The organism is Pseudomonas sp. KCJK9000 (genome assembly GCF_046230725.1).
Classification (GTDB): domain Bacteria; phylum Pseudomonadota; class Gammaproteobacteria; order Pseudomonadales; family Pseudomonadaceae; genus Aquipseudomonas; species Aquipseudomonas promysalinigenes.
The window spans coordinates 1-19,032 of sequence record NZ_JBJJLN010000065.1 but is presented as its reverse complement, the minus strand read 5'-3'; the positions used below and the strand labels follow the sequence as shown (position 1 = coordinate 19,032).

General features: G+C 63.1%; 22 protein-coding genes and 1 riboswitch. Of the genes, 3 read left to right on the top strand and 19 right to left on the bottom strand.

Features of this window, described 5'->3' with window-relative positions; all coding sequences use genetic code 11:
- Positions 1-112: 112 nt before the first annotated feature.
- From ACK59H_RS20505 to ACK59H_RS20415, 19 genes are all read right to left on the bottom strand, one after another.
- A complete protein-coding gene (locus tag ACK59H_RS20505) occupies positions 113-664 on the bottom strand; it encodes a glutathione peroxidase (protein WP_409264833.1) in 552 nt (183 codons plus the stop codon).
- A 45-nt stretch (positions 665-709) separates the two neighbouring features.
- Entirely contained in the window at positions 710-832 is a 123-nt protein-coding gene (locus ACK59H_RS20500) for a hypothetical protein (RefSeq protein ID WP_261744987.1), read from the bottom strand.
- Positions 829-2,031 (bottom strand): MFS transporter, encoded by a 1,203-nt coding sequence (locus ACK59H_RS20495; protein WP_409264832.1) that lies wholly within the window; start codon positions 2,029-2,031, stop codon positions 829-831. Before ACK59H_RS20495 ends, ACK59H_RS20500 begins: the two co-directional genes overlap by 4 nt.
- Before the next feature lie 62 nt (positions 2,032-2,093).
- On the bottom strand, positions 2,094-2,498 hold the full coding sequence (locus tag ACK59H_RS20490; protein ID WP_060479796.1) for a MarR family winged helix-turn-helix transcriptional regulator: 405 nt from the start codon (positions 2,496-2,498) through the stop codon (positions 2,094-2,096).
- A gap of 60 nt (positions 2,499-2,558) precedes the next feature.
- Positions 2,559-3,293 (bottom strand): adenosylcobinamide-GDP ribazoletransferase, encoded by a 735-nt coding sequence (locus tag ACK59H_RS20485; protein WP_409264831.1) that lies wholly within the window; start codon positions 3,291-3,293, stop codon positions 2,559-2,561.
- A 1-nt stretch (position 3,294) separates the two neighbouring features.
- Positions 3,295-3,852 carry an alpha-ribazole phosphatase family protein gene (cobC, locus tag ACK59H_RS20480; RefSeq protein ID WP_409264830.1) on the bottom strand — a complete coding sequence of 186 codons (558 nt, stop codon included), beginning with the start codon at positions 3,850-3,852 and terminating at the stop codon, positions 3,295-3,297.
- Complete coding sequence (gene cobT / locus ACK59H_RS20475; RefSeq protein ID WP_409264829.1) at positions 3,849-4,904, bottom strand: nicotinate-nucleotide--dimethylbenzimidazole phosphoribosyltransferase; 1,056 nt, start codon at positions 4,902-4,904, stop codon at positions 3,849-3,851. The genes cobC and cobT overlap by 4 nt, the downstream gene beginning before the upstream one ends.
- The gene (gene cobU, locus ACK59H_RS20470; protein ID WP_409264828.1) at positions 4,901-5,422 is read right to left on the bottom strand and encodes a bifunctional adenosylcobinamide kinase/adenosylcobinamide-phosphate guanylyltransferase; all 522 of its coding nucleotides are present in this window, start codon (positions 5,420-5,422) and stop codon (positions 4,901-4,903) included. Before cobU ends, cobT begins: the two co-directional genes overlap by 4 nt.
- A 1-nt stretch (position 5,423) precedes the next feature.
- The gene (locus tag ACK59H_RS20465; RefSeq protein ID WP_409264827.1) at positions 5,424-6,878 is read right to left on the bottom strand and encodes a cobyric acid synthase; all 1,455 of its coding nucleotides are present in this window, start codon (positions 6,876-6,878) and stop codon (positions 5,424-5,426) included.
- Entirely contained in the window at positions 6,875-7,867 is a 993-nt protein-coding gene (gene cobD / locus ACK59H_RS20460; protein WP_409264826.1) for a threonine-phosphate decarboxylase CobD, read from the bottom strand. Before cobD ends, ACK59H_RS20465 begins: the two co-directional genes overlap by 4 nt.
- The gene (gene cbiB / locus ACK59H_RS20455) at positions 7,860-8,768 is read right to left on the bottom strand and encodes an adenosylcobinamide-phosphate synthase CbiB (protein ID WP_397468195.1); all 909 of its coding nucleotides are present in this window, start codon (positions 8,766-8,768) and stop codon (positions 7,860-7,862) included. Before cbiB ends, cobD begins: the two co-directional genes overlap by 8 nt.
- Complete coding sequence (bluB, locus tag ACK59H_RS20450; protein ID WP_060479788.1) at positions 8,765-9,415, bottom strand: 5,6-dimethylbenzimidazole synthase; 651 nt, start codon at positions 9,413-9,415, stop codon at positions 8,765-8,767. The genes cbiB and bluB overlap by 4 nt, the downstream gene beginning before the upstream one ends.
- Positions 9,412-10,707, bottom strand: a complete 1,296-nt coding sequence (locus tag ACK59H_RS20445; protein ID WP_409264825.1) for a cobyrinate a,c-diamide synthase — start codon at positions 10,705-10,707, stop codon at positions 9,412-9,414. Before ACK59H_RS20445 ends, bluB begins: the two co-directional genes overlap by 4 nt.
- Positions 10,704-11,315: a cob(I)yrinic acid a,c-diamide adenosyltransferase gene (gene cobO / locus ACK59H_RS20440; RefSeq protein ID WP_207937588.1), complete on the bottom strand. Its 612-nt coding sequence runs from the start codon at positions 11,313-11,315 to the stop codon at positions 10,704-10,706. The genes ACK59H_RS20445 and cobO overlap by 4 nt, the downstream gene beginning before the upstream one ends.
- 118 nt (positions 11,316-11,433) lie before the next feature.
- A riboswitch (cobalamin riboswitch) is annotated at positions 11,434-11,655 on the bottom strand.
- A gap of 60 nt (positions 11,656-11,715) precedes the next feature.
- Positions 11,716-12,249, bottom strand: coding sequence for a C40 family peptidase (locus ACK59H_RS20435; RefSeq protein WP_207937589.1), 534 nt, complete (start codon positions 12,247-12,249; stop codon positions 11,716-11,718).
- A gap of 141 nt (positions 12,250-12,390) precedes the next feature.
- A complete protein-coding gene (locus ACK59H_RS20430) occupies positions 12,391-13,029 on the bottom strand; it encodes a C40 family peptidase (protein WP_060479785.1) in 639 nt (212 codons plus the stop codon).
- Between the two features lie 126 nt (positions 13,030-13,155).
- The gene (gene hda / locus ACK59H_RS20425; protein WP_060479784.1) at positions 13,156-13,863 is read right to left on the bottom strand and encodes a DnaA regulatory inactivator Hda; all 708 of its coding nucleotides are present in this window, start codon (positions 13,861-13,863) and stop codon (positions 13,156-13,158) included.
- A 138-nt stretch (positions 13,864-14,001) separates the two neighbouring features.
- Complete coding sequence (locus ACK59H_RS20420; protein WP_261744979.1) at positions 14,002-15,075, bottom strand: AI-2E family transporter; 1,074 nt, start codon at positions 15,073-15,075, stop codon at positions 14,002-14,004.
- 11 nt (positions 15,076-15,086) lie between these two features.
- Positions 15,087-16,154, bottom strand: a complete 1,068-nt coding sequence (locus ACK59H_RS20415; RefSeq protein ID WP_288439410.1) for a DUF2066 domain-containing protein — start codon at positions 16,152-16,154, stop codon at positions 15,087-15,089.
- Positions 16,155-16,408: 254 nt separating this feature from the next.
- On the opposite strand from ACK59H_RS20415, the gene purM reads away from it, so the two are divergent.
- Genes purM through ACK59H_RS20400 form a run of 3 tightly spaced genes read left to right on the top strand, consistent with a single transcriptional unit; the run spans position 16,409 to position 18,839 of the window.
- On the top strand, positions 16,409-17,467 hold the full coding sequence (gene purM / locus ACK59H_RS20410; RefSeq protein WP_060479781.1) for a phosphoribosylformylglycinamidine cyclo-ligase: 1,059 nt from the start codon (positions 16,409-16,411) through the stop codon (positions 17,465-17,467).
- Entirely contained in the window at positions 17,467-18,120 is a 654-nt protein-coding gene (gene purN, locus ACK59H_RS20405) for a phosphoribosylglycinamide formyltransferase (RefSeq protein ID WP_186476501.1), read from the top strand. The genes purM and purN overlap by 1 nt, the downstream gene beginning before the upstream one ends.
- An 8-nt stretch (positions 18,121-18,128) precedes the next feature.
- Positions 18,129-18,839: a DUF3108 domain-containing protein gene (locus ACK59H_RS20400; protein ID WP_060479779.1), complete on the top strand. Its 711-nt coding sequence runs from the start codon at positions 18,129-18,131 to the stop codon at positions 18,837-18,839.
- Positions 18,840-19,032: the final 193 nt, after the last annotated feature.

Here is a 19,032-nt window from a genome sequence, read left to right as displayed (position 1 = left end):
TTCGGCCTCCTGAAGTCGCAATCTGCGTCGCCTGAACTACCGTGCGCTTAAAAGCAAAAGCCAAGAGCAAGAGCAAGAGCAAGAGCAAGGGTCCAGCAAATTGCTGCCTTCGTTAGGGATGCGAAGCTATCGCTTTCTCGATCGCGGCGCGGAATTCAGGATCATCAGGTTTGGTCAGGCTCGAGAAGTTGCCAATCACCTTACCCTGGCGATCTATAACGTACTTATAGAAATTCCACTTTGGCGCACTGCTCTGATGGGCCAGCTCAGCGAACAGCGGTATCGCATCCTTGCCCCTAACCGCCTGGGCCTTGGTCATGGTGAACGTCACACCGTAGTTGGCATAACACACCTTGGCCGTCTTCTCACTGTCCGCGTCTTCCTGCTTAAAGTCATTCGATGGCACCCCCAACATCTCCAGGCCCTTTTCGTGGTACGCCTTGTAGGTCGCCTCCAGCCCCTCGAATTGCGGCGCGAAACCGCAATAACTCGCCGTATTGACTACCACCAACGGCTTGCCGGCAAAACGCTGGCAAAGGTCCACCTGCTCCTTGCCACGCAATTCCGGCAGGCTACCCTGCAACAACGCCGGACATTCGGCAGCCCAAGAAGCACTAGCACCCATCAAAACCAGCAAAGGCATCGTCAACCAATGAGCACGCATCGTTCGTTTCTCCTGCAAGCCAATTCTTCACTTGCAGGGTAGCGCCTAACAAACACTCATGCCCAGTTGCATCAACGCCAGCCCACCTCGCTGCCAGCCCCACCACACCAGCGCCAGCAACAAGGCCAAGGCTGCCAGCAGCAGCCCACGAGCCAGCAAGCGGCTCATGCGGCTTGTGCCTGCAAACGGGCAACGGGGCGCTCGCGCACCGGCCAGTTCAACCCGGCCGCCAACAGGCTGAGCAGAATGGAAATTTGCCAGACCAAGTCATAGTTGCCAGCCTGGTCGTACACCACGCCGCCCAGCCAGCCACCCAGAAATGCCCCCAACTGATGGAACAGGAAAACGATGCCACCGAGCATCGATAGGTTACGCACGCCAAATACCGTGGCTACGGTACCGTTGGTCAACGGCACGGTGGACAGCCAGAGCAGGCCCATGGCAATACCGAACAGGTAGGCACTGACCTGGGTGATCGGCGCCCACAGAAACAATGCAATTACCACGGCGCGCAGCAGATAGAGCGCGGTGAGCAAACGAGGTTTGGACATACGACCGCCCAGCCAGCCAGCCGTGTAGGTCCCGACAATATTGAACAGCCCCACCAATGCAAGCACGGTGGTGCCAGTGGTCGCCGGGAGGTGCTGATCGACTAGGTACGCCGGCAGGTGCACGCCAATGAACACCACCTGAAAACCACACACAAAGAACCCCAGGGCAAGCAACCAGAACCCGGAATGCGAGCAAGCTTCACGCAAGGCTTGGCCCAGGGTCTGCTCCACACCGTGGCTTGACAGCGGCCGATCACGCAGCAGCCCGACAAAAGGCACGATCAGTGCCACCAGCAAACCCAGCACCAAAAGCGCCGACGACCACCCCAGCCATTCGATCAGGCCGAGGGTGCCTGGGAGCATGGCGAACTGCCCGAAGGAGCCGGCAGCGCTGGCAATACCCATTGCCATACTGCGCTTTTCCGCGGGCACAGCGCGGCCCACCACGCCGAGAATCACCGAAAAAGAAGTACCCGACAGCCCCATACCGATCAACAGGCCGGCGCTCAGGGACAGCGACCAGGCCGAATCGGCGGTACTCATCAAAAGCAGGCCAGCGGCGTAGAGGATGCCACCGATGATCACCACGCGCGCCGCCCCCAGGCGGTCAGCCAGCGCGCCAGCAAACGGCTGTGCCAGCCCCCAGATCAGGTTCTGCAGGGCAATGGCAAAAGCGAACACGCCACGGCCCCAGCCAAAATCGGCGCTCATCGGCGCCAGGAACAGGCCGAAGCCGTGACGCACGCCTAAAGACAACGCCAGGATCAACGCCGCCCCCACCAGTACCCAGCCGCTGGTTCGCCACACCGAAGCCATTGTCGTTATCTCCAATCCATCGCAAGGTGTACGGGTGTGAGCCCGCTATTTTTGGTCTTGATTCACGCCAGGCGCTCAAGCAAGCGCACGAGTGTCTCACGCTGGCCCTCGCCCAGCTGGTCCAGCAGCGACGACTGCGCCTGCTCCCACGCCGGAAGAGCGGCTTGCAGGCGTGCCGCGCCAGCGGCTGTCAGCAGCACAACACGGTTGCGCTGGTCGTCACCCTCGGCCAACGCCACCAACCCCTCTGCCTGCAGCACCTTCAGGTTACGGCCCAAGGTACTGCGCTCAAGGCCCATGGCCTCGGCCAACACCGTGATGCTCGGGCGATCGAGCCTTTGCAGGTGACGTAGCAAGGAAAACTGGGCGACATTGATCCCGGCGCTGGCAAGCGCCTCGTCGTAATGGCGGCTCACCCCGCGGGCAGCACGGCGCAGATGCGTGCAGATGCAATCACTGGTCAGCATGAATACGTGTATATACCCGCGTTAGTCGATGTTGCAAGAAGTTTCAAAGGATGGCCCAAGTCACTTCACCAGCGCCAACCCGAGTACAACCGTCAGTTCCAGCAACTCCAGCATCGCGCCCGCTGTGTCACCCGTGGTCCCACCCAACCGCCGGCACATCAGCTGTCGCAACCAGCAGAACCCAGCAACCGCAGCCAGCAAAGGCCACAGTGCTTGCCAACCGCCGATCAGCGAGCACAGCAGCAAACTGCCCAGCAACATCCAAACCGCTTCACGGCGCGGTAAATGCTCTGCCAGCGCCTGCCCCAGCCCGCCCTTGCGCACATAAGGTGTCATAAGAAACAGCCCAAGCATTGCGCTGCGCCCAACGACAGGCGCGAGCACCAGCGAAGCGCCTGCGCCTCGCTCGACCAGCACCCACAGCGCACAGAACTTCAGCAGCAGGACCAACACCAGAGTGACCACGGCAATCGGCCCACTGCGCGGGTCTTTCATGATCTGTAGCGTACGCTCACGGTCACCGAACCCACCAAGCCAGGCATCGGCACTGTCGGCCAGACCGTCCAAGTGCAGCGCCCCACTGAGCAAGACCCACAAGGTCAACAGCAGCGCTGCCTGCAAGGGCGCGGCGACGCTTTGCAGCAGGTAGCTGGCCAACCAGAGCAACACCCCGAACAACAGCCCGACCAAGGGGTAGCACAATATTGAGCGGCCCATTTGGCGGGGCTCTGGCATCCCCGGCAAACGCACCGGTAAGCTGCTCAGAAACTGCAAGGCAATCCAGAACGGCAGCATGTCAAAGCACCTCGTGCAGCGTGCCGTCTTCACTCACCCTCAGGTGCAGCAAGGCCCCGTGGCCCACTTCTACTTGCAACAACTGCTCTTTAGGCAACCCACGGGCGCGCGCCATCAGCAGGCGCATGACGCCGCCATGGGTAACCAGCAATACGCGTTTGCCTGCGTACCGCTGGCGCAGGCGGGCGATCGCCATTAGCACACGTTCGGCAAAAGCTGCCACAGGCTCCCCAGCGGGTGGCGTGTAACTGTAGGGATCGGCCCAGAAGCGCCCCAGTTCATCAGCCTGGGTTTGCATGATCTGCAAGGCCGTGTGCCCTTCCCACTCACCAAAATGCAATTCCTGCAGCCCTGCTTCCAGTTGAACCGGCATGCCAAGCTGCTGGGCGAAACGTGCACAACGCTGCAGTGGCGAGCTGACCACCGCATCCCAGGGGCCTGCGCCTGCAACGGCCTCGCGCATCTGGCGCCAGCCCTTGTCTGTCAGGGCATCGTCCAGGCTGCCACGCAGGCCACCACCCAGCTCGGTTTCGCCATGACGCAGCAGGTCCACTATCATGCCGGACGATCCGCTACGGCGGCTTCTGCGAAGGTCGCCATCTGCCCGTGCAGGGCACAGGCCAGGCGCATCAAGGGCACGGCCAGGGCAGCACCGCTGCCCTCGCCCAGACGCAGCCCCAGCGCCAGCAACGGCTCGGCCTGCAGCGCTGTCAACACGGCTCGATGGCCAGGCTCCGCGCCTTGGTGGGCGAACAGCAACCAGTCACGGCTCTGCGGGTTGATGCGTACCGCCAGCAGTGCCGCGACACTGCAGATGAAGCCATCTACCAGCACACCTATACCCTGCTGTGCGCAGGCAAGGTAGGCACCGGTCAGCGCGGCGATTTCAAAACCGCCGACGCAGGCCAGCGCCTGCAGTGGTTCAGCCATCGGCAGGTTGTGCAGCACCAGGGCACGCTCAATGACATCGGCCTTGTGGCTGACTCCTGAGCTATCCAGGCCAGTGCCCGGCCCGCTCAATTCCCGAGCCGGGCAGCCCAGCAAGGCGCTGGCTACGGCAGCGGCGGCGGTGGTATTGCCGATGCCCATCTCGCCACCGATGAACAGCTGCGCGCCATTGGCCGCTGCACGCAGGGCACTGTCACGACCGGCCTGCAGCGCAGACTGCAGTTGGGCCTCGGTCATGGCCCGCTGGCGGGCGAAGTTAGCGGTGCCAGCACCCAGGCGTAAATGGCGCACCTCAGGCAGTTCCAGTTCGGGGTCGATGGTGCCCAAGTCGACCACTTCCAGGCTCGCCTGCAACTGACGCGCGAGCACGCTGATTGCCGCGCCACCCGCTACGAAGTTGCGTAGCATTTGCCCAGTGACCGCTTGCGGATACGCCGAAACCCCTTCTTCGACCACGCCGTGGTCGCCTGCGAAGAGGGTAATGGCGACCTGCTCCAGGCTTGGCCGCTCCTGGCCTTGCAACCCGGCAAGCCGCACGGCCAGGCCTTCCAGTTGGCCCAGCGAGCCGGTTGGCTTGGTCAGTTGCTGCTGACGGGCACGCGCCTGGTCCATGGCGGCATTGTCGAGGGGTTGGCAGGCTTCACGCCACCAAGCTGGGTTCATAGTGCGGGTCCTTTGAGCATGAGTGGTAAGCCGGCCACGGTCAGCACTACGCGCTGGCAGCGCTCGGCAATGCTTTGGTGCAGCCAACCGGCCAGGTCGACGTAACGACGGGTGAGTTCGCCCATGGGCACCACGCCCAGGCCGGTTTCATTGCTGACCAGAATGATCGTGCCGGGCAGTTGCTCCAGGCAGTCGAGCAGCGCATCGCGCTCTGCCGCCAGCCGTTTCGGATCGTCCAGCATCAGCAGGTTGGTCAGCCACAACGTCAGGCAGTCCACCAGCAAGCAGCGGCCCGGTAACGCCTCTGCACGCAATACCGCCGCCAGCGCCAGGGGTTCTTCGATCAATTTCCAATGGGCTGGCCGACGCTGACGATGCAGGCGCACACGGTCGTTCATTTCACCATCGAGCGGTTCGCTGGTGGCGATATAGGTGACTGCCAGGCCGCTGTCGATGGCCAGTTGCTCGGCCAGCCGGCTCTTGCCCGAACGGGCACCGCCAAGGATCAAGTTGCGCATGTCAGGCCATTCCACAAAGCTCGCGCAGCCGCGCGGTATCAAGATGAGTGTGCACAAGGTCGGCCAGGCGCTCGATATCACGCTCGCGCAGGGCCTGGTAATCGATGCTCTGGACCTGCTCCAAGCCAGCCCAGCGCAACAGCGCGGCGCACGACTCGCTACCCTCGAACAGGCCGTGTAGATAGGTGGCAAGAACCTGGCCGTCCACACTGATCGCGCCATCCCAGCGGCCATCGGCGAGCTGCACGGCAGGCAGCTCCAAGGCAGGGCCTGTGGTAACGCCGGCATGAATCTCATAGCCGGCCACCGCTGAAGCGTCCAGGCTCAGGGTGCCGGCCACGTTGCGCAGTTGTTTGTCAGCCTCCAGCACGGTCGCATAGTCGAGCAAGCCCAGCCCAAGGCTCGAGCCCGCAGGGCCTTCAAGGCCCAGCGGGTCGTGCACTTCACGGCCAAGCATCTGCAGGCCGCCGCAGATCCCGATCACTTTGCCGCCATAGCGCAAGTGCCGGGCGATGGCCTTATCCCAGCCGCGCTCGCGTAACTGGGCCAGGTCGCCACGCACGCTCTTGGACCCGGGCAGGATGATCAGATCGGCCGGCGGGATCGGCTGGCCTGGGCCGATGAACTGCAGGTCAACCTGCGGGTGCAGGCGCAACGGGTCGAAATCGGTGTGGTTGCTGATACGCGGCAGCACCGGGACGATCACTTTGAGCACCTGGCTGTGCTTGGCACCCTGGCGGTTATCGATGCCATCCTCGGCCTCAAGGTGCAGGTCTGTCACATAAGGCAGCACACCCAGCACAGGCTTGCCCGTGCGCTGCTCCAGCCAATCCAGGCCCGGTTGCAGCAGCGCGATATCGCCGCGAAAGCGATTGATCACGAAGCCCTTGACCCGCGCCTGCTCGCTGGGCGATAGCAGCTCCAGGGTGCCGACCAAGTGGGCGAAGACCCCGCCGCGATTGATGTCGGCCACCAGGATTACCGGGCAGTCGACCGCCTCGGCAAAGCCCATGTTGGCGATGTCACCGGCGCGCAGGTTGATCTCGGCCGGGGAACCTGCGCCTTCGACCATCACCACTGGGTAGGCCGCACTGAGGCGTTGGTGGGAGGCCAACACGGCCTGCATGGCGATGGCCTTGTAATCGTGATAAGCCACGGCGTTCATGCTGGTGACCGCACGACCATGGATGATCACCTGCGCCCCCGTGTCGCTGTTGGGCTTGAGCAGTACCGGGTTCATGTCGGTGTGGGGCGCCAGCCGGCAAGCCTGGGCTTGTACCGCCTGTGCGCGGCCTATCTCACCGCCGTCGGCGGTCACCGCGCTGTTGAGCGCCATGTTCTGAGGCTTGAACGGCACCACCCCGACGCCCTGGCGCAACAGCCAGCGGCAAAGGGCGGTAACCAGCGTGCTCTTGCCAGCATCGGAGGTGGTGCCTTGCACCATAAGCGTGGTCATGCCGTTTCCTTCTGATAATCGGCCAGGGCCTGGGCCAGGCGCTGCTCGTCGGCGGCAGTCGCTGGCAAACCCAATCGCACTGCGCCAGGCTGCTCGAACAGGCGCACCAGGATGCCCCGGCGAGCGAGAAACTCATGTAAAGCCGCCGCCTGCTCACTGCGCACATACTGAAACAGATCGCAGCCGCCACTGGGTGCAAGGCCATGATTCAGCAGCACTACGGCAAGCCGTTGACTGGCCTGGGCGCAGCGTTCGATCTGCGCCCGATGGGCCTGTTGGTCGGCAAAACACGCTTGGGCCAACACCCGGGTAGGGCCATTGACCGTCCAGGGCCCGAGCGACTCAGCCAGACTGTGCAACAATGCAGCGGGTGCCACCACGCAGCCCAGACGTACACCGGCCAGGCCAAAGAACTTGCCGAACGAGCGCAGCACGATCAAGCCTGGGCGCTCGGCACAGTCGGCCACGCTATCGTGCGGCGTGGTGTCCATGAACGCCTCGTCGACCACCAGCCAGCCGCCCCGCTCTGCCAGAAGCCCATGCCACGCCAAGAGCCGCTCTCGCGGCACTCGCTGGCCCGTTGGGTTGTTCGGGTTCACCAGCACCAGTACGTCCAGACCAGCCAGTGCAGCCTCCACCTCGTGTTCAGCCAGCTCGATCAGTTCATGCCCAGCGCGCCGCCAGGCGTAGGGATGTTCTGCATAACATGGCGACAATATCCCTACACGCCCCGTTGGGCGCAATGTCGGTAGCGCCTGGATCGCTGCCTGGGAGCCAGCCACTGGCAATAGTTGCGCGGCGTGGTAATAGGCCCGCGCCGCCTCTTCGAGGCCATCTTCGGTTTCGGGCAAACGCGCCCAGGCGTCCAGTGGTATCGGTGGAATCGGAAAGGGCCAAGGTGCGACGCCACTGGAAAGGTCGAGCCACTCTTCGCGCGCGATTGCGTAGCGCTGCACCGCGCGCTGCAGGCGCCCGCCATGTTCAAGCATTGACGTAAGCCCCTATGCAGATCACCAGCACCCACAACCACACACCTCGCTGCACCAGGCTCCAGCCGCGCTCGATGGCATCGGCATCGGCCACAGGCCCCTCGCCCAGGCGCGGGCGCTCGTGCAGTTGGCCGTGGTACACCGCTGGGCCGCCCAGCTCTACGCCCAGGGCGCCAGCGCCTGAAGCCATCACCGGCCCGGCATTGGGGCTGTCCCACAGCGGTGCCTGCTTGCGCCAGCAGGCCAATGCCAACCGCGTTTTGCCAAGCAGCGCGTAAGTCAACGCCACCAGGCGGGCAGGAATGTAGTTCAGCACATCATCGATACGCGCCGCGCACCAGCCAAAGCGCTCGAAGCGTTCATTGCGGTAGCCCCACATAGCGTCCAAGGTGTTGCTCAGGCGGTACAGCACCACCCCTGGCGCACCGGCCACCACGAACCAGAACAACGCGGCGAACACCGCGTCGCTGCCGTTCTCCAGCACCGACTCGGTAGCCGCGCGGGCAACGGCAGGCTGGTCCAGGTCGCGGGTTTCGCGGCTGACCAGAAAACCCACACGGCGCCGCGCCTCGTCCAGGTCACCGAGGCGTAAAGCATTGGCCACCGGCAACACATGCTCACCGAGGCTACGCAGGCCCAGGGCGCAATACAGCGCCAGCACGTCTATCAGCCAGCCGACACCCGGCAGCCAGGACAGGATCAGCGCCACAAAGGTCAGGGGCACCACGGCCAGGAACCAGGCCGTCACGCCGTGGCTACGCCAACCGCGCCCGCCCGCGTTCAGACGGCGCTCCAGCCCTGCCGCCAGGTTGCCGAAGCCCACCAAGGGGTGCCGGCGTCGGGGTTCGCCCAACAGTGCATCCAGCGCCACGCCGGCCACGGTTAGCAGCGCTACGCTCATTGACGCTCTCCCCATCGATTCTCGAACAGCATCTCTGTCAAAGGACGCTCCTCAGCCCAGTTTTCCTGCACCAGCATCGGTTGTGCGTAGAACTCCGTGACCGGCCCCAGGCACAGTATCGCCACCGGTTTGGCGCCGGGCGGCATACCGAGCAACGCGGCCAGGGCTTGAGGGTCGAACAGCGATACCCAACCCAGCCCCAGCCCTTCGGCGCGGGCAGCCAGCCATAGGTTCTGGATTGCGCAGGCCAGCGACGCCAGGTCCATCTCCGGCAAGGTACGGCGGCCAAAGATGTGCGATTCTCGGTTATCCATCAGTGCCGCAACCAGCACCTCGGCGCAATCGCTGATGCCCTCCACTTTGAGCTTCATGAAATCATCCGAGCGTTCGCCCAGCGCTTGGGCGGTGCGCACCCTCTCCTGCTCCACCAGCGCCTGGATGCGCCCGCGCAACTCGCACTGACTGATGCGGATGAACCGCCAAGGCTGCATCAGGCCGACACTTGGCGCCTGGTGCGCAGCGGCCAGGAGGCGACCCAGTAGCTCGGGCGCAACCGTGCCACCGGCGAAGTGGCGCATGTCGCGCCGCTCACCGATTGCGCGGTAGATCGCGGCGCGCTCGGCGGCGCTGTAGGCGTGATCGCTCATGGCCGCAACAGCGCCGCCGCCGCGTCAGGGTTGGACGGGAAATAGAAGTGCACGTAAGAGGCCGTCAACCGTCCCAAGCGATACACCGCTTCGTTGCCGCGCCCGCCATTGGGGCTCAGGCCGCGGGCGAGCGGCTCAAGGTCGGTGCTGGTCAGCGAGTGATGATAGGTATGCCCACGCAGGGTGCCCTCGGGCAGTTCCACGGCCTGTAGGGCCAAGGCAGCCAGGCGCTTCTGCATGCTCGCCTCGCCCGGCAGCAAGCCCAACAGCTCAGCACGCTCGCCTGCTACGTCTGTCAGCGCCTCGAGCAGGTACAGCATGCCCCCGCACTCGGCCAGCAGCGGTTTACCCTCGGCATGATGGGCACGGATCGCTTGGCACATCGACGTGTTGGCCGCCAATGCGTGGTGATGCAACTCTGGGTAGCCGCCGGGCAGATACAGGCTGTCTACCGCGGGCAGTGCCCGGTCATGCAGAGGCGAGAAGAACACCAGCTCAGCGCCAAGCTGGCGCAACAGGTCAAGGTTGGCGCCGTAGATAAAGGCAAAGGCTTCATCACGTGCTACGCCGATTCGCACCCCATCAAGGGTTGCGGTGCACCCCTGCGGCGCCGGCGCGGCGAACGTAACCGGCGGCGGCAACGCGGCGTCGCAGCTGGCACCCAAAGCTTGCGCAGCCGCATCCAGGCGGGCATCGAGGTCATTCAACTCGCTGGCCTGAACCAACCCCAGGTGCCGGCTGGGCAACTCGATGCCACGCTCGCGCGACAGGCCGCCATACCAGCGCAGGCCCTCGGTCAGGCTACCTTCGAGCAATTGCGCGTGACGTAGGCTGCCGACTCGGTTGGCCAGTACGCCAGCGAAGGGCAGGTCGGCCTGGTAACGTGCCAGGCCCAATGCCAGGGCGCCAAAAGTTTGGGCCATGGCCGTGCCATCGATGACCGCCAGCACCGGCACTCCAAAGTGTCGTGCCAGATCGGCACTCGATGGGGTGCCGTCGAACAGGCCCATCACGCCTTCGATCAAAATCAGGTCGGCCTCTTGTGCGGCTTGCCACAGCAACCGACGGCTCTCCTGAGCACCGATCATCCACAGATCCAGCTGGTACACCGGGCCGCCACTGGCGCGCTCTAGGATCATCGGGTCGAGAAAGTCCGGGCCGCATTTGAATACCCGTACCTTGCGCCCCAGGTTACGGTGCAAGCGGGCCAAGGCCGCGGTCACGGTGGTCTTGCCCTGGCCGGAGGCAGGTGCCGCGATCAGCACCGCTGGACAGCTGCGGGTTTCACTCACAATTCGACGCCCTTCTGTGCGCGGATCCCGGCCTGGAAGGCATGCTTGAGCATGCCCATCTCGGTGACGGTATCGGCCAGCTCGACCATTTCAGGCTTGGCCGCGCGACCGGTGACGATCACATGCTGCATCGGTGGCCGGGCCTGAATGTCAGTAAGCACCTGGTCCAGGTCGAGATAGCCGTGCTTGAGCGCGATATTGAGCTCGTCGAGCACTACGAACTGCACGTTCGGGTCTTGCAGCAGCTGGCGCGAGACCGCCCATGCCGCCTCGGCGGCAGCGATGTCACGCTGACGATCCTGGGTTTCCCAAGTGAAGCCCTCGCCCATCACGTGGTAGCGCACCTGCTCGGGGAAGCGACGGAAGAACAGCTCCTCACCAGTGCTGTTGCGGCCTTTGATGAACTGCACTACACCGCACTGCATGCCATGGCCCAGGGCACGGGCAAGCATACCGAACGCCGAGCTGCTCTTGCCCTTGCCGTTGCCGGTGAGCACCAGCAGCAAGCCGCACTCGTTGGGGGAATTGGCGATGCGCTCGTCGATGACCGCCTTCTTGCGCTGCATACGCGCCAGGTGGCGCTCGTCGCGTTCGGTGGATTCGCTCATGGAAGGTTCTCCGCAGGCTGCGGCCACGTGGGCAGTGGCGGCAGGTAAAAGGCGGGCAGACGGAGAACGCGCAGCAGCCACGGCCGAGGCCGCGATGCACCGCACATCACCCTCCGTGATGCCGTTGGCAGTATCAGGCCGGTCTCCGGGCTCATGAGCGGGCCGTGGGCCCAGGGCTACGCGCCTTCCCGGGTGTTCGCACCCAGTGGCACTGCGCGGCCGTCACTCATTTACCGTTGCGGGGGCAGCGCCGGAATCGCGCCATGCTGGCGACCACCGGCTTCCCAGTTTCACCCTGCCCAGTCGAAGCTGGCAGGGCACCTGAAACACGCCGCGAAGGTTAGAGGGTTGCACCGGGACCGTCAATCGGCGTGGCCATGCAGAGGAACCCGGTGTTCCCTCAGCGATTCTGCGCCAGGTGCTCCTGGGGAATCACACGCTTGGCCTGCAGATAGGCTTTGGCCCAGTAGCTGTTGGACAGGTAATCCAAGCGTACGGTACCGCCAGTAGAAGGCGCGTGCACGAAGCGCCCTTCGCCCACATAAATGCCCGCGTGACTCACTTGCGAACCGCCGGCAGTGGCGAAGAACACCAGGTCGCCCGACTGCAAGGCGTTGATGCTCACCGTGGGCGCGCGCATCACGATCATTTCGCGGGTCGAACGTGGCAGGCTGATACCAGCAGCATCGCGGTACACGTAACCGATAAGGCCACTGCAATCGAACCCGGAATCCGGTGTATTGCCACCCCAACGATAAGGCGTACCCACCAGGCCAATAGCACGGATCAACACGTCGTCAGCCAGCGGCGAGCCCTCTGGCTGGCTGTAGGTGATGGTGGGCTGAACCACAGGCGCAGGCGCCGGGGCATGGCTAGAACAGGCGGCAAGTAAAGCCACCATGGAAAGGAATGCGAAGCGCGCCATCATCTTCATGGCCAGAACTTCCTGTCAAAGACCGACCGGCCGGAGCCGAAAAGAGTTGAGAATTAAGATTAGACGCTTTCTGTAAATGCGCACGGCGGCGAGCTTTTTTTATCAAGCAACACCGCCGTGGCAGGGTACATCATTTTGATATCAGTTGCGCGCGATATTGGTCGTCGGCGCCATGGCCAAGGCGCGCTTGGCTTCGATGAAGGTTTTGCTCCAGTAGCGGTCACCGAGGCTGTCGATGCGCACACCGCCGCTACGACGGCTGCTGGAGTGGATGAACTGGTTGTCACCCAGGTAGATACCGGCGTGGCTCACACGGCCACGGCCATTGGTGCTGAAGAACAGCAGGTCGCCTGGCTTGAGCTTATTGCGCGCCACCTTCGGCGCATCGACGTTGATCATCTCGCGGGTGGAACGCGGCAGGTTCATGCCAGCTTCCTCACGGAACAGATAACCGATGAAACCGCTGCAGTCGAAGCCCGACGCTTCAGAGGTGCCGCCAAAGCGGTAGCGGGTGCCGATCAGCGACATGCCACGCTCGAGAATGCTGTCTGCCAGCACCGGAAGCTGATACGGCTTGCTGCTGGAGAAGGCCTCCAGATCGTCTTCAGTGGCCTGCTCTTCTTCACCGAAGACCGACGAAGGCGAAGCTTTGACTTTGTTGACCGACTGCGAGGCAACCGGGGTGTGATCCTGGGGCTGGGAAACTGGGCCTTGGGCCGCACAGCCAAAAAGCAGGGTCACGAGTGCGAGAGGCACGAGGGGTGCGAAGCGCTTTAGCATGGGCACGACCGTGTCAGTAATCCTTTAGAGGGAGGGAACTATGCCCTCTATCATGGCCATTTGCAAATTTTATCGAAAAAAATGTGACTTTTTCGTTTTACCCCTCAAAGCCCTGTGTTTACGGGCTTACCAGCCGAGGGTTTCCTTAAGGAAAGGGATGGTCAACTTGCGTTGTGCCTGCAGTGAGGCCTGGTCGAGGCGCTCGAGCAAGTCGAACAGTGCGCTCATGCTGCGGGTGCCACGGGTGAGGATGAAATGGCCGACTTCGTCGGTCAGGTGCAGGCCGCGGCGCGACGCCCGCAGCTGCAGGGCACGCAGCTTGTCCTCGTCGGACATGCCGCGCATCTGGAACACCAGCGCCAGGGTGAGGCGCGACTTGAGGTCAGGCAGCTTTATCGGCAGTTCACGGGGCGAGGCCGAGGCAGCCAGCAACAGGCGGCGCCCGCTGTCACGCAGGCGGTTGAACAGGTGAAACATCGCCTCTTCCCAGTCCGCCTTGCCGGCAATGACGTGCAGGTCGTCGATACACACCAGTTCGTATTGCGCGAGGTAATCCAGCAGTTCCACACCCCGATCGAGCAATTGCGCCAGCGGCAAGTACACCGCAGGTTCGCCACGCTGTTGGAAGCGATGGGTCGCCGCCTGCAGCAAGTGGCTGCGGCCAACGCCCTGTTTGCCCCACAGATAGATGAGGCTCTCTGTCCAGCCAGCGTCGGCCTCGCAAAGCCGCTCGACATAGCCCAGCGCCGCGGCATTGGCGCCCGGATAATAGTTGATGAAGGTGGCGTCATCGCGCAGGCGCACACCCAGGGGCAACTGGATTGGTGGTTTCATGCTCGCGGGCAGTCGACAGGGACCGCAGGGGGCCTTTGGTGAACAATCTGCAAAGTCTATACCTGCAATGCAGGGCGCACAATCACGCAGCCAGATAGCCTTAGTAAAATCAACGGGTTACCCGGCGGCTCGGCGTGGTTACAGATCAGGGTCGATATCCCCGGCGTACATGTCCGATTCTTTGTATAGGTCGTGCACATGACGCACCAGCACCATGATCACGGCAGCCACTGGCAAGGCCAGCAGTACACCCGTAAAGCCGAACAGCTCGCCGCCAGCGAGAATGGCGAAGATCACTGCCACCGGATGCAAGCCGATGCGGTCGCCGACCAGCAGCGGCGTCAGCACCATGCCTTCCAGCGCCTGCCCCACCATGAACACTGCGACGATCCCCAGCATCGGGTACAGGTCGCCGCCGAACTGGAATAGCCCCGCGATCAAAGCAGCCCCTATGCCGATGATGAAACCCATATAAGGCACGATGGCCGCCAGGCCCGCGAGCATGCCGATCAGCAGGCCAAGCTCGAGCCCGATCAGCATGAGCCCCGCGGAGTAGATCACGCCCAGTGCGAGCATCACCAACAGTTGCCCGCGCACGAACGCCCCCAGCACTTCGTGGCATTCGCTTGCCAGCGCCACCACCTGAGGTTCACGTTGACGCGGCAGCAGGCTGCGCAGTTTGGCCATCATCAAATCCCAGTCACGCAACAGATAAAAGCCCACGACAGGGATCAGCACCATGTTGGCCAGCCAGGCGATCAGCGCCAGGCTCGAGGCAGTGGCATGGGACAGCACCATGCCGACGATGTCGGTGGTCTTGTCCATGTGGGCGCCGATGGCGGCTTTGATCTTGTCGAACTTCCAGAAGCCGTCGGCCAGCCCCAGATGGCCTTGCAGCCAAGGCAGCGCCACGTGCTCCAGCCAATCGAGCATCTGGGGCGCCAGTTCGTAAAGGCGCAGCAACTGCTTGGCCAGCATCGGTACCAGTATCAGCAACAGGGCCATCAATATCAGGGTGAACAGGCCAAACACCACCACCACACCCCAGGTACGTGACAGGCCGATACGCTCCAGACGATCGACCAGCGGGTCGGCCAGGTAGGCCAGCAAAATGCCCACCAAAAAAGGCGTAAGAATGTTATGCAAGCTATAAAGCAGCACCACGATCAGCAGTACTGCACCCCACCCGATCCAACGACGCATGTCAGTCATCAATACGCCCCTTACCAGCGAAACCGCAGGCCATCGAACGGCTTGGCCGAGACAGGCGCAGGGGTGACCGGCTGGCCTGGTGCAGCACCTGGGCTTGGCGTGGGCGCTGCAGCAGGCGGGGCCTGCTCGGCCGGCACTTCCTGCAACTTGGCCAGGCCCAGCTGCGCCCGTAGCTGCTCACGATTACCGCTCACCGCATAGGTCAACGTGCCGCCATCGGCCAACTGCAGGCGCGGGCCATAGGGCTCCAGCACACGGGAAAGCTCGGCATAGCGTTGCAGGTTCATGCCTTGCACCTGCAATTGCAGCTGGCTGCTGGCACCGGCCTTGATGACGTAACGTGGCGCAAGCCGGTTACCTACCGCAAGCATCACAGCATCGGCAAGTGCAGCCTGGTCACCGGCTTCAGCAGTGCCCTGCTCATGCTGGTCACCCAGCCACAGTTGCCATTTACCTTGCCATTTGCCGTCGGCCTCCTGGGCGTGCACCGCCAACAGGGCATCGGCGCCATAGCGCTGCGCCGCATCGCGCAGCGGTGCAGGGTCATTGCTTTCGAGCTGCTTGGCATTGGCCAGCAGTTGCTCCTGCAGGTCGGCCAGTGGCAGGCGCAGAGGCAACCCACGGTGCTGGGCGGCGCGGCGCAATGGCTGGGCACTGGCCTGGCCGTCGCCGATCAAGTTGCTGCCATCGACACTATCGGTAAGCCACCAGCCGAGGATGGAGGGCCGGTTACTGCCCCAAAGCGCCAGGCCAGCTTTGCGCAAGGCACGTTCGGTGCTGCCGGGGTCGAACTCGACTTCCACCGATTCGGGCGGCCCGGCATCGGTACCGACTTGGTTGATTAGCGGTTGCGGGTTCTTGCGCAGCTCGGCCAAGCCAGGGTTCTGCGCCGCCTTGGAGTCGCCGGTCAGGCGCAACACCAAAGTTTCGAAGGCTTTGGCAGTGGCTGCGGTACGCGCCTCGGCGCCCTGCCCTTGAATCGGTTCGCGCACCTGATAGAGGCCAGAGACGGATTCGGCCTGCGCACCCATGCTGGCCAGTGCCATGCACCCTGCTGCCAAATAAATGAAAAGTCGCATGAGGATTCCTGTCCGGTTGAGCATCGAGCTTGTGATTTGCAGCTTATACACAAGCATGGTTATCAACCACCCACTTACCTTTTTCAGCAATTAACCGCCCTGCCCGTCGGCCTGAGGATGGCCGCTGCCCGGCAACCCTGATAAAATCGCGCGCCTTCACAGACCACTGACGTTTCAGGCAGCCGCCGCTTTCGAGCCGGCCTTGGCCGTCATGGTCGTTTTTACGAATCCCTCCCTCTTAAAGGCCTGGATCAATGAGCAAGCAACCCTCCCTGAGCTACAAGGACGCCGGTGTAGACATCGACGCCGGCGAAGCACTGGTCGAACGCATCAAGGGCGTGGCAAAACGCACCGCACGCCCTGAAGTCATGGGTGGCCTGGGCGGCTTCGGCGCCCTCTGCGAGATCCCGGCCGGCTACAAGCAGCCGGTGCTGGTCTCTGGCACCGACGGCGTCGGCACCAAACTGCGCCTGGCACTGAACCTGAACAAGCACGACAGCATCGGCCAGGACCTGGTCGCCATGTGCGTCAACGACCTGGTGGTCTGCGGCGCAGAACCGCTGTTCTTCCTCGATTACTATGCCACCGGCAAACTGAACGTCGACGTGGCTGCCACCGTGGTCACCGGCATTGGCGCCGGCTGCGAATTGGCTGGCTGCTCCCTGGTTGGTGGCGAAACCGCCGAAATGCCGGGTATGTATGAAGGCGAAGACTACGACCTGGCCGGCTTCTGCGTGGGCGTGGTGGAAAAGGCCGAAATCATCGACGGCTCCAAAGTGGCCACCGGTGACGCGCTGATCGCCCTGCCATCTTCCGGCCCGCACTCCAACGGCTACTCGCTGATCCGCAAGATCCTCGAAGTGTCGGCAACCGACATCGAAAACACCCAGCTCGACGGCAAGCCGCTGACCGACCTGCTGATGGCGCCGACCCGCATCTATGTCAAGCCACTGCTGCAACTGATCAAGAACACTGGCGCGGTCAAGGCCATGGCCCACATCACCGGTGGCGGCCTGCTGGACAACATCCCGCGGGTACTGCCAGACAACGCCCAGGCCGTGATCGACGTCGCCAGCTGGCAGCGCCCGGCGGTGTTCGACTTCCTGCAGCAGCAAGGCAATGTCGATGAGCACGAAATGCACCGTGTACTGAACTGCGGTGTCGGCATGGTCATCTGCGTCGCTCAGGATCAGGTAGACGCTGCCCTGAACGAACTGCGCGCCGCCGGTGAGCAACCTTGGGTCATCGGCCACATCGCCGAAGCCGCCGAAGGCGCCGCCCAGGTCGAACTGCAGAACCTCAAGGCACACTGATGCCGAGCAAGCCCTGCAATGTTGTGGTACTGCTGTCGGGTTCCGGCAGCAACCTGCAAGCCTTGATCGACAGCTGCCACGTGCAGGACAGCCCGGTTCGCATCGGCGCGGTGGTTTCCAACCGTGCCGACGCCTACGGCCTGCAACGGGCCCAGGCAGCGGGGATCGCCACCGTGGTGCTCGATCACACCCAGTTCGATGGCCGTGAAGCCTTCGATGCCGCCTTGATGGCGCGCATCGACGGCTTCGCCCCCGACCTGGTCGTACTGGCCGGTTTCATGCGCATCCTCAGTGGCGACTTCGTGCGCCACTACCAGGGCCGCCTGCTCAACATCCACCCGTCGCTGCTACCCCGTTACAAGGGGCTGCATACCCACCGCCGGGCACTGGAAGCAGGCGACGCGGAGCATGGCTGCAGCGTACACTTCGTCACCGAGGAACTCGATGGCGGGCCACTGGTCGTACAGGCTGTGGTACCGGTACTGCCTGATGACACGGTGCAAAGCCTGGCCCAACGGGTTCACCATCAGGAACACCAGATCTACCCGCTGGCGGTGCACTGGTTTGCCCAAGGTCGCTTGCACCTGGGCGAACAGGGTGCATTACTGGACGACCAGCCACTGCCGGCCAGTGGTCACTTGATCCGACCCTAGGAGAACTTATGCGTCGCGCCCTGCTATTGGCTCTCACCGTACTCGCCCTGCCTCTGCAGGCAGCCGAGCTGAAGCCGTTCTCGGCAAGCTACACCGCCGACTGGAAGCAACTGCCCATGAGTGGCACCGCCGAGCGCAGCCTGGTCAAGAACAAGGACGGCAGCTGGGACCTTGATTTCAAGGCCTCCATGATGATCGCCAGCCTGACCGAGCAAAGCACTCTGCGCATGGACAACGACACCATGCTGCCGCAGAAATACCACTTCGAGCGGGGCGGCCTGGGCAAAGCCAAGACCGTCGACCTGACCTTCGACTGGAACAGCAAGAAGATCACCGGCACCGACCGCAAGGACCCGATCAGCCTGCCGCTCAACCGCGGCGTGCTGGACAAGTCGTCCTACCAGTTGGCCCTGCAACACGACGTGGCCGCTGGCAAGAAGAGCATGACGTACCAGGTGGTCGATGGTGACGAAATCGATACCTACGACTTCCGCGTGCTGGGTACTGAGAAAATCACCACTAAAACCGGCCAGGTCGAGGCGGTGAAGGTCGAGCGCGTTCGGGCTCCGAGCCAGAACAAACGCATTACTGAACTGTGGTTCGCCAAAGACTGGGACTACTTGCTGGTGCAGTTGCGCCAGGTCGAAACCGACGGCAAGGAGTACGTGATCGTACTGCAAGAAGGTACGGTCGACGGCAAGTCGGTTAAAGGCAACTGATTCGCTGTAGCCGCAGTTACCCGAGCCCCGCGTTGTGCGTAATGCTGTTCACTTAGGCATTTGAGTCCGGGGTTGGGGTCGAAAAAATCCGATACCAGGGATTTGGTGTCGGGTTTTTTTTTGGGTTCAATCTGAGCCTTTTAGCGCCTGTGAGATCGAGCGCCGCCCGCGCGGCGCATCGCGAGCTGCGCTC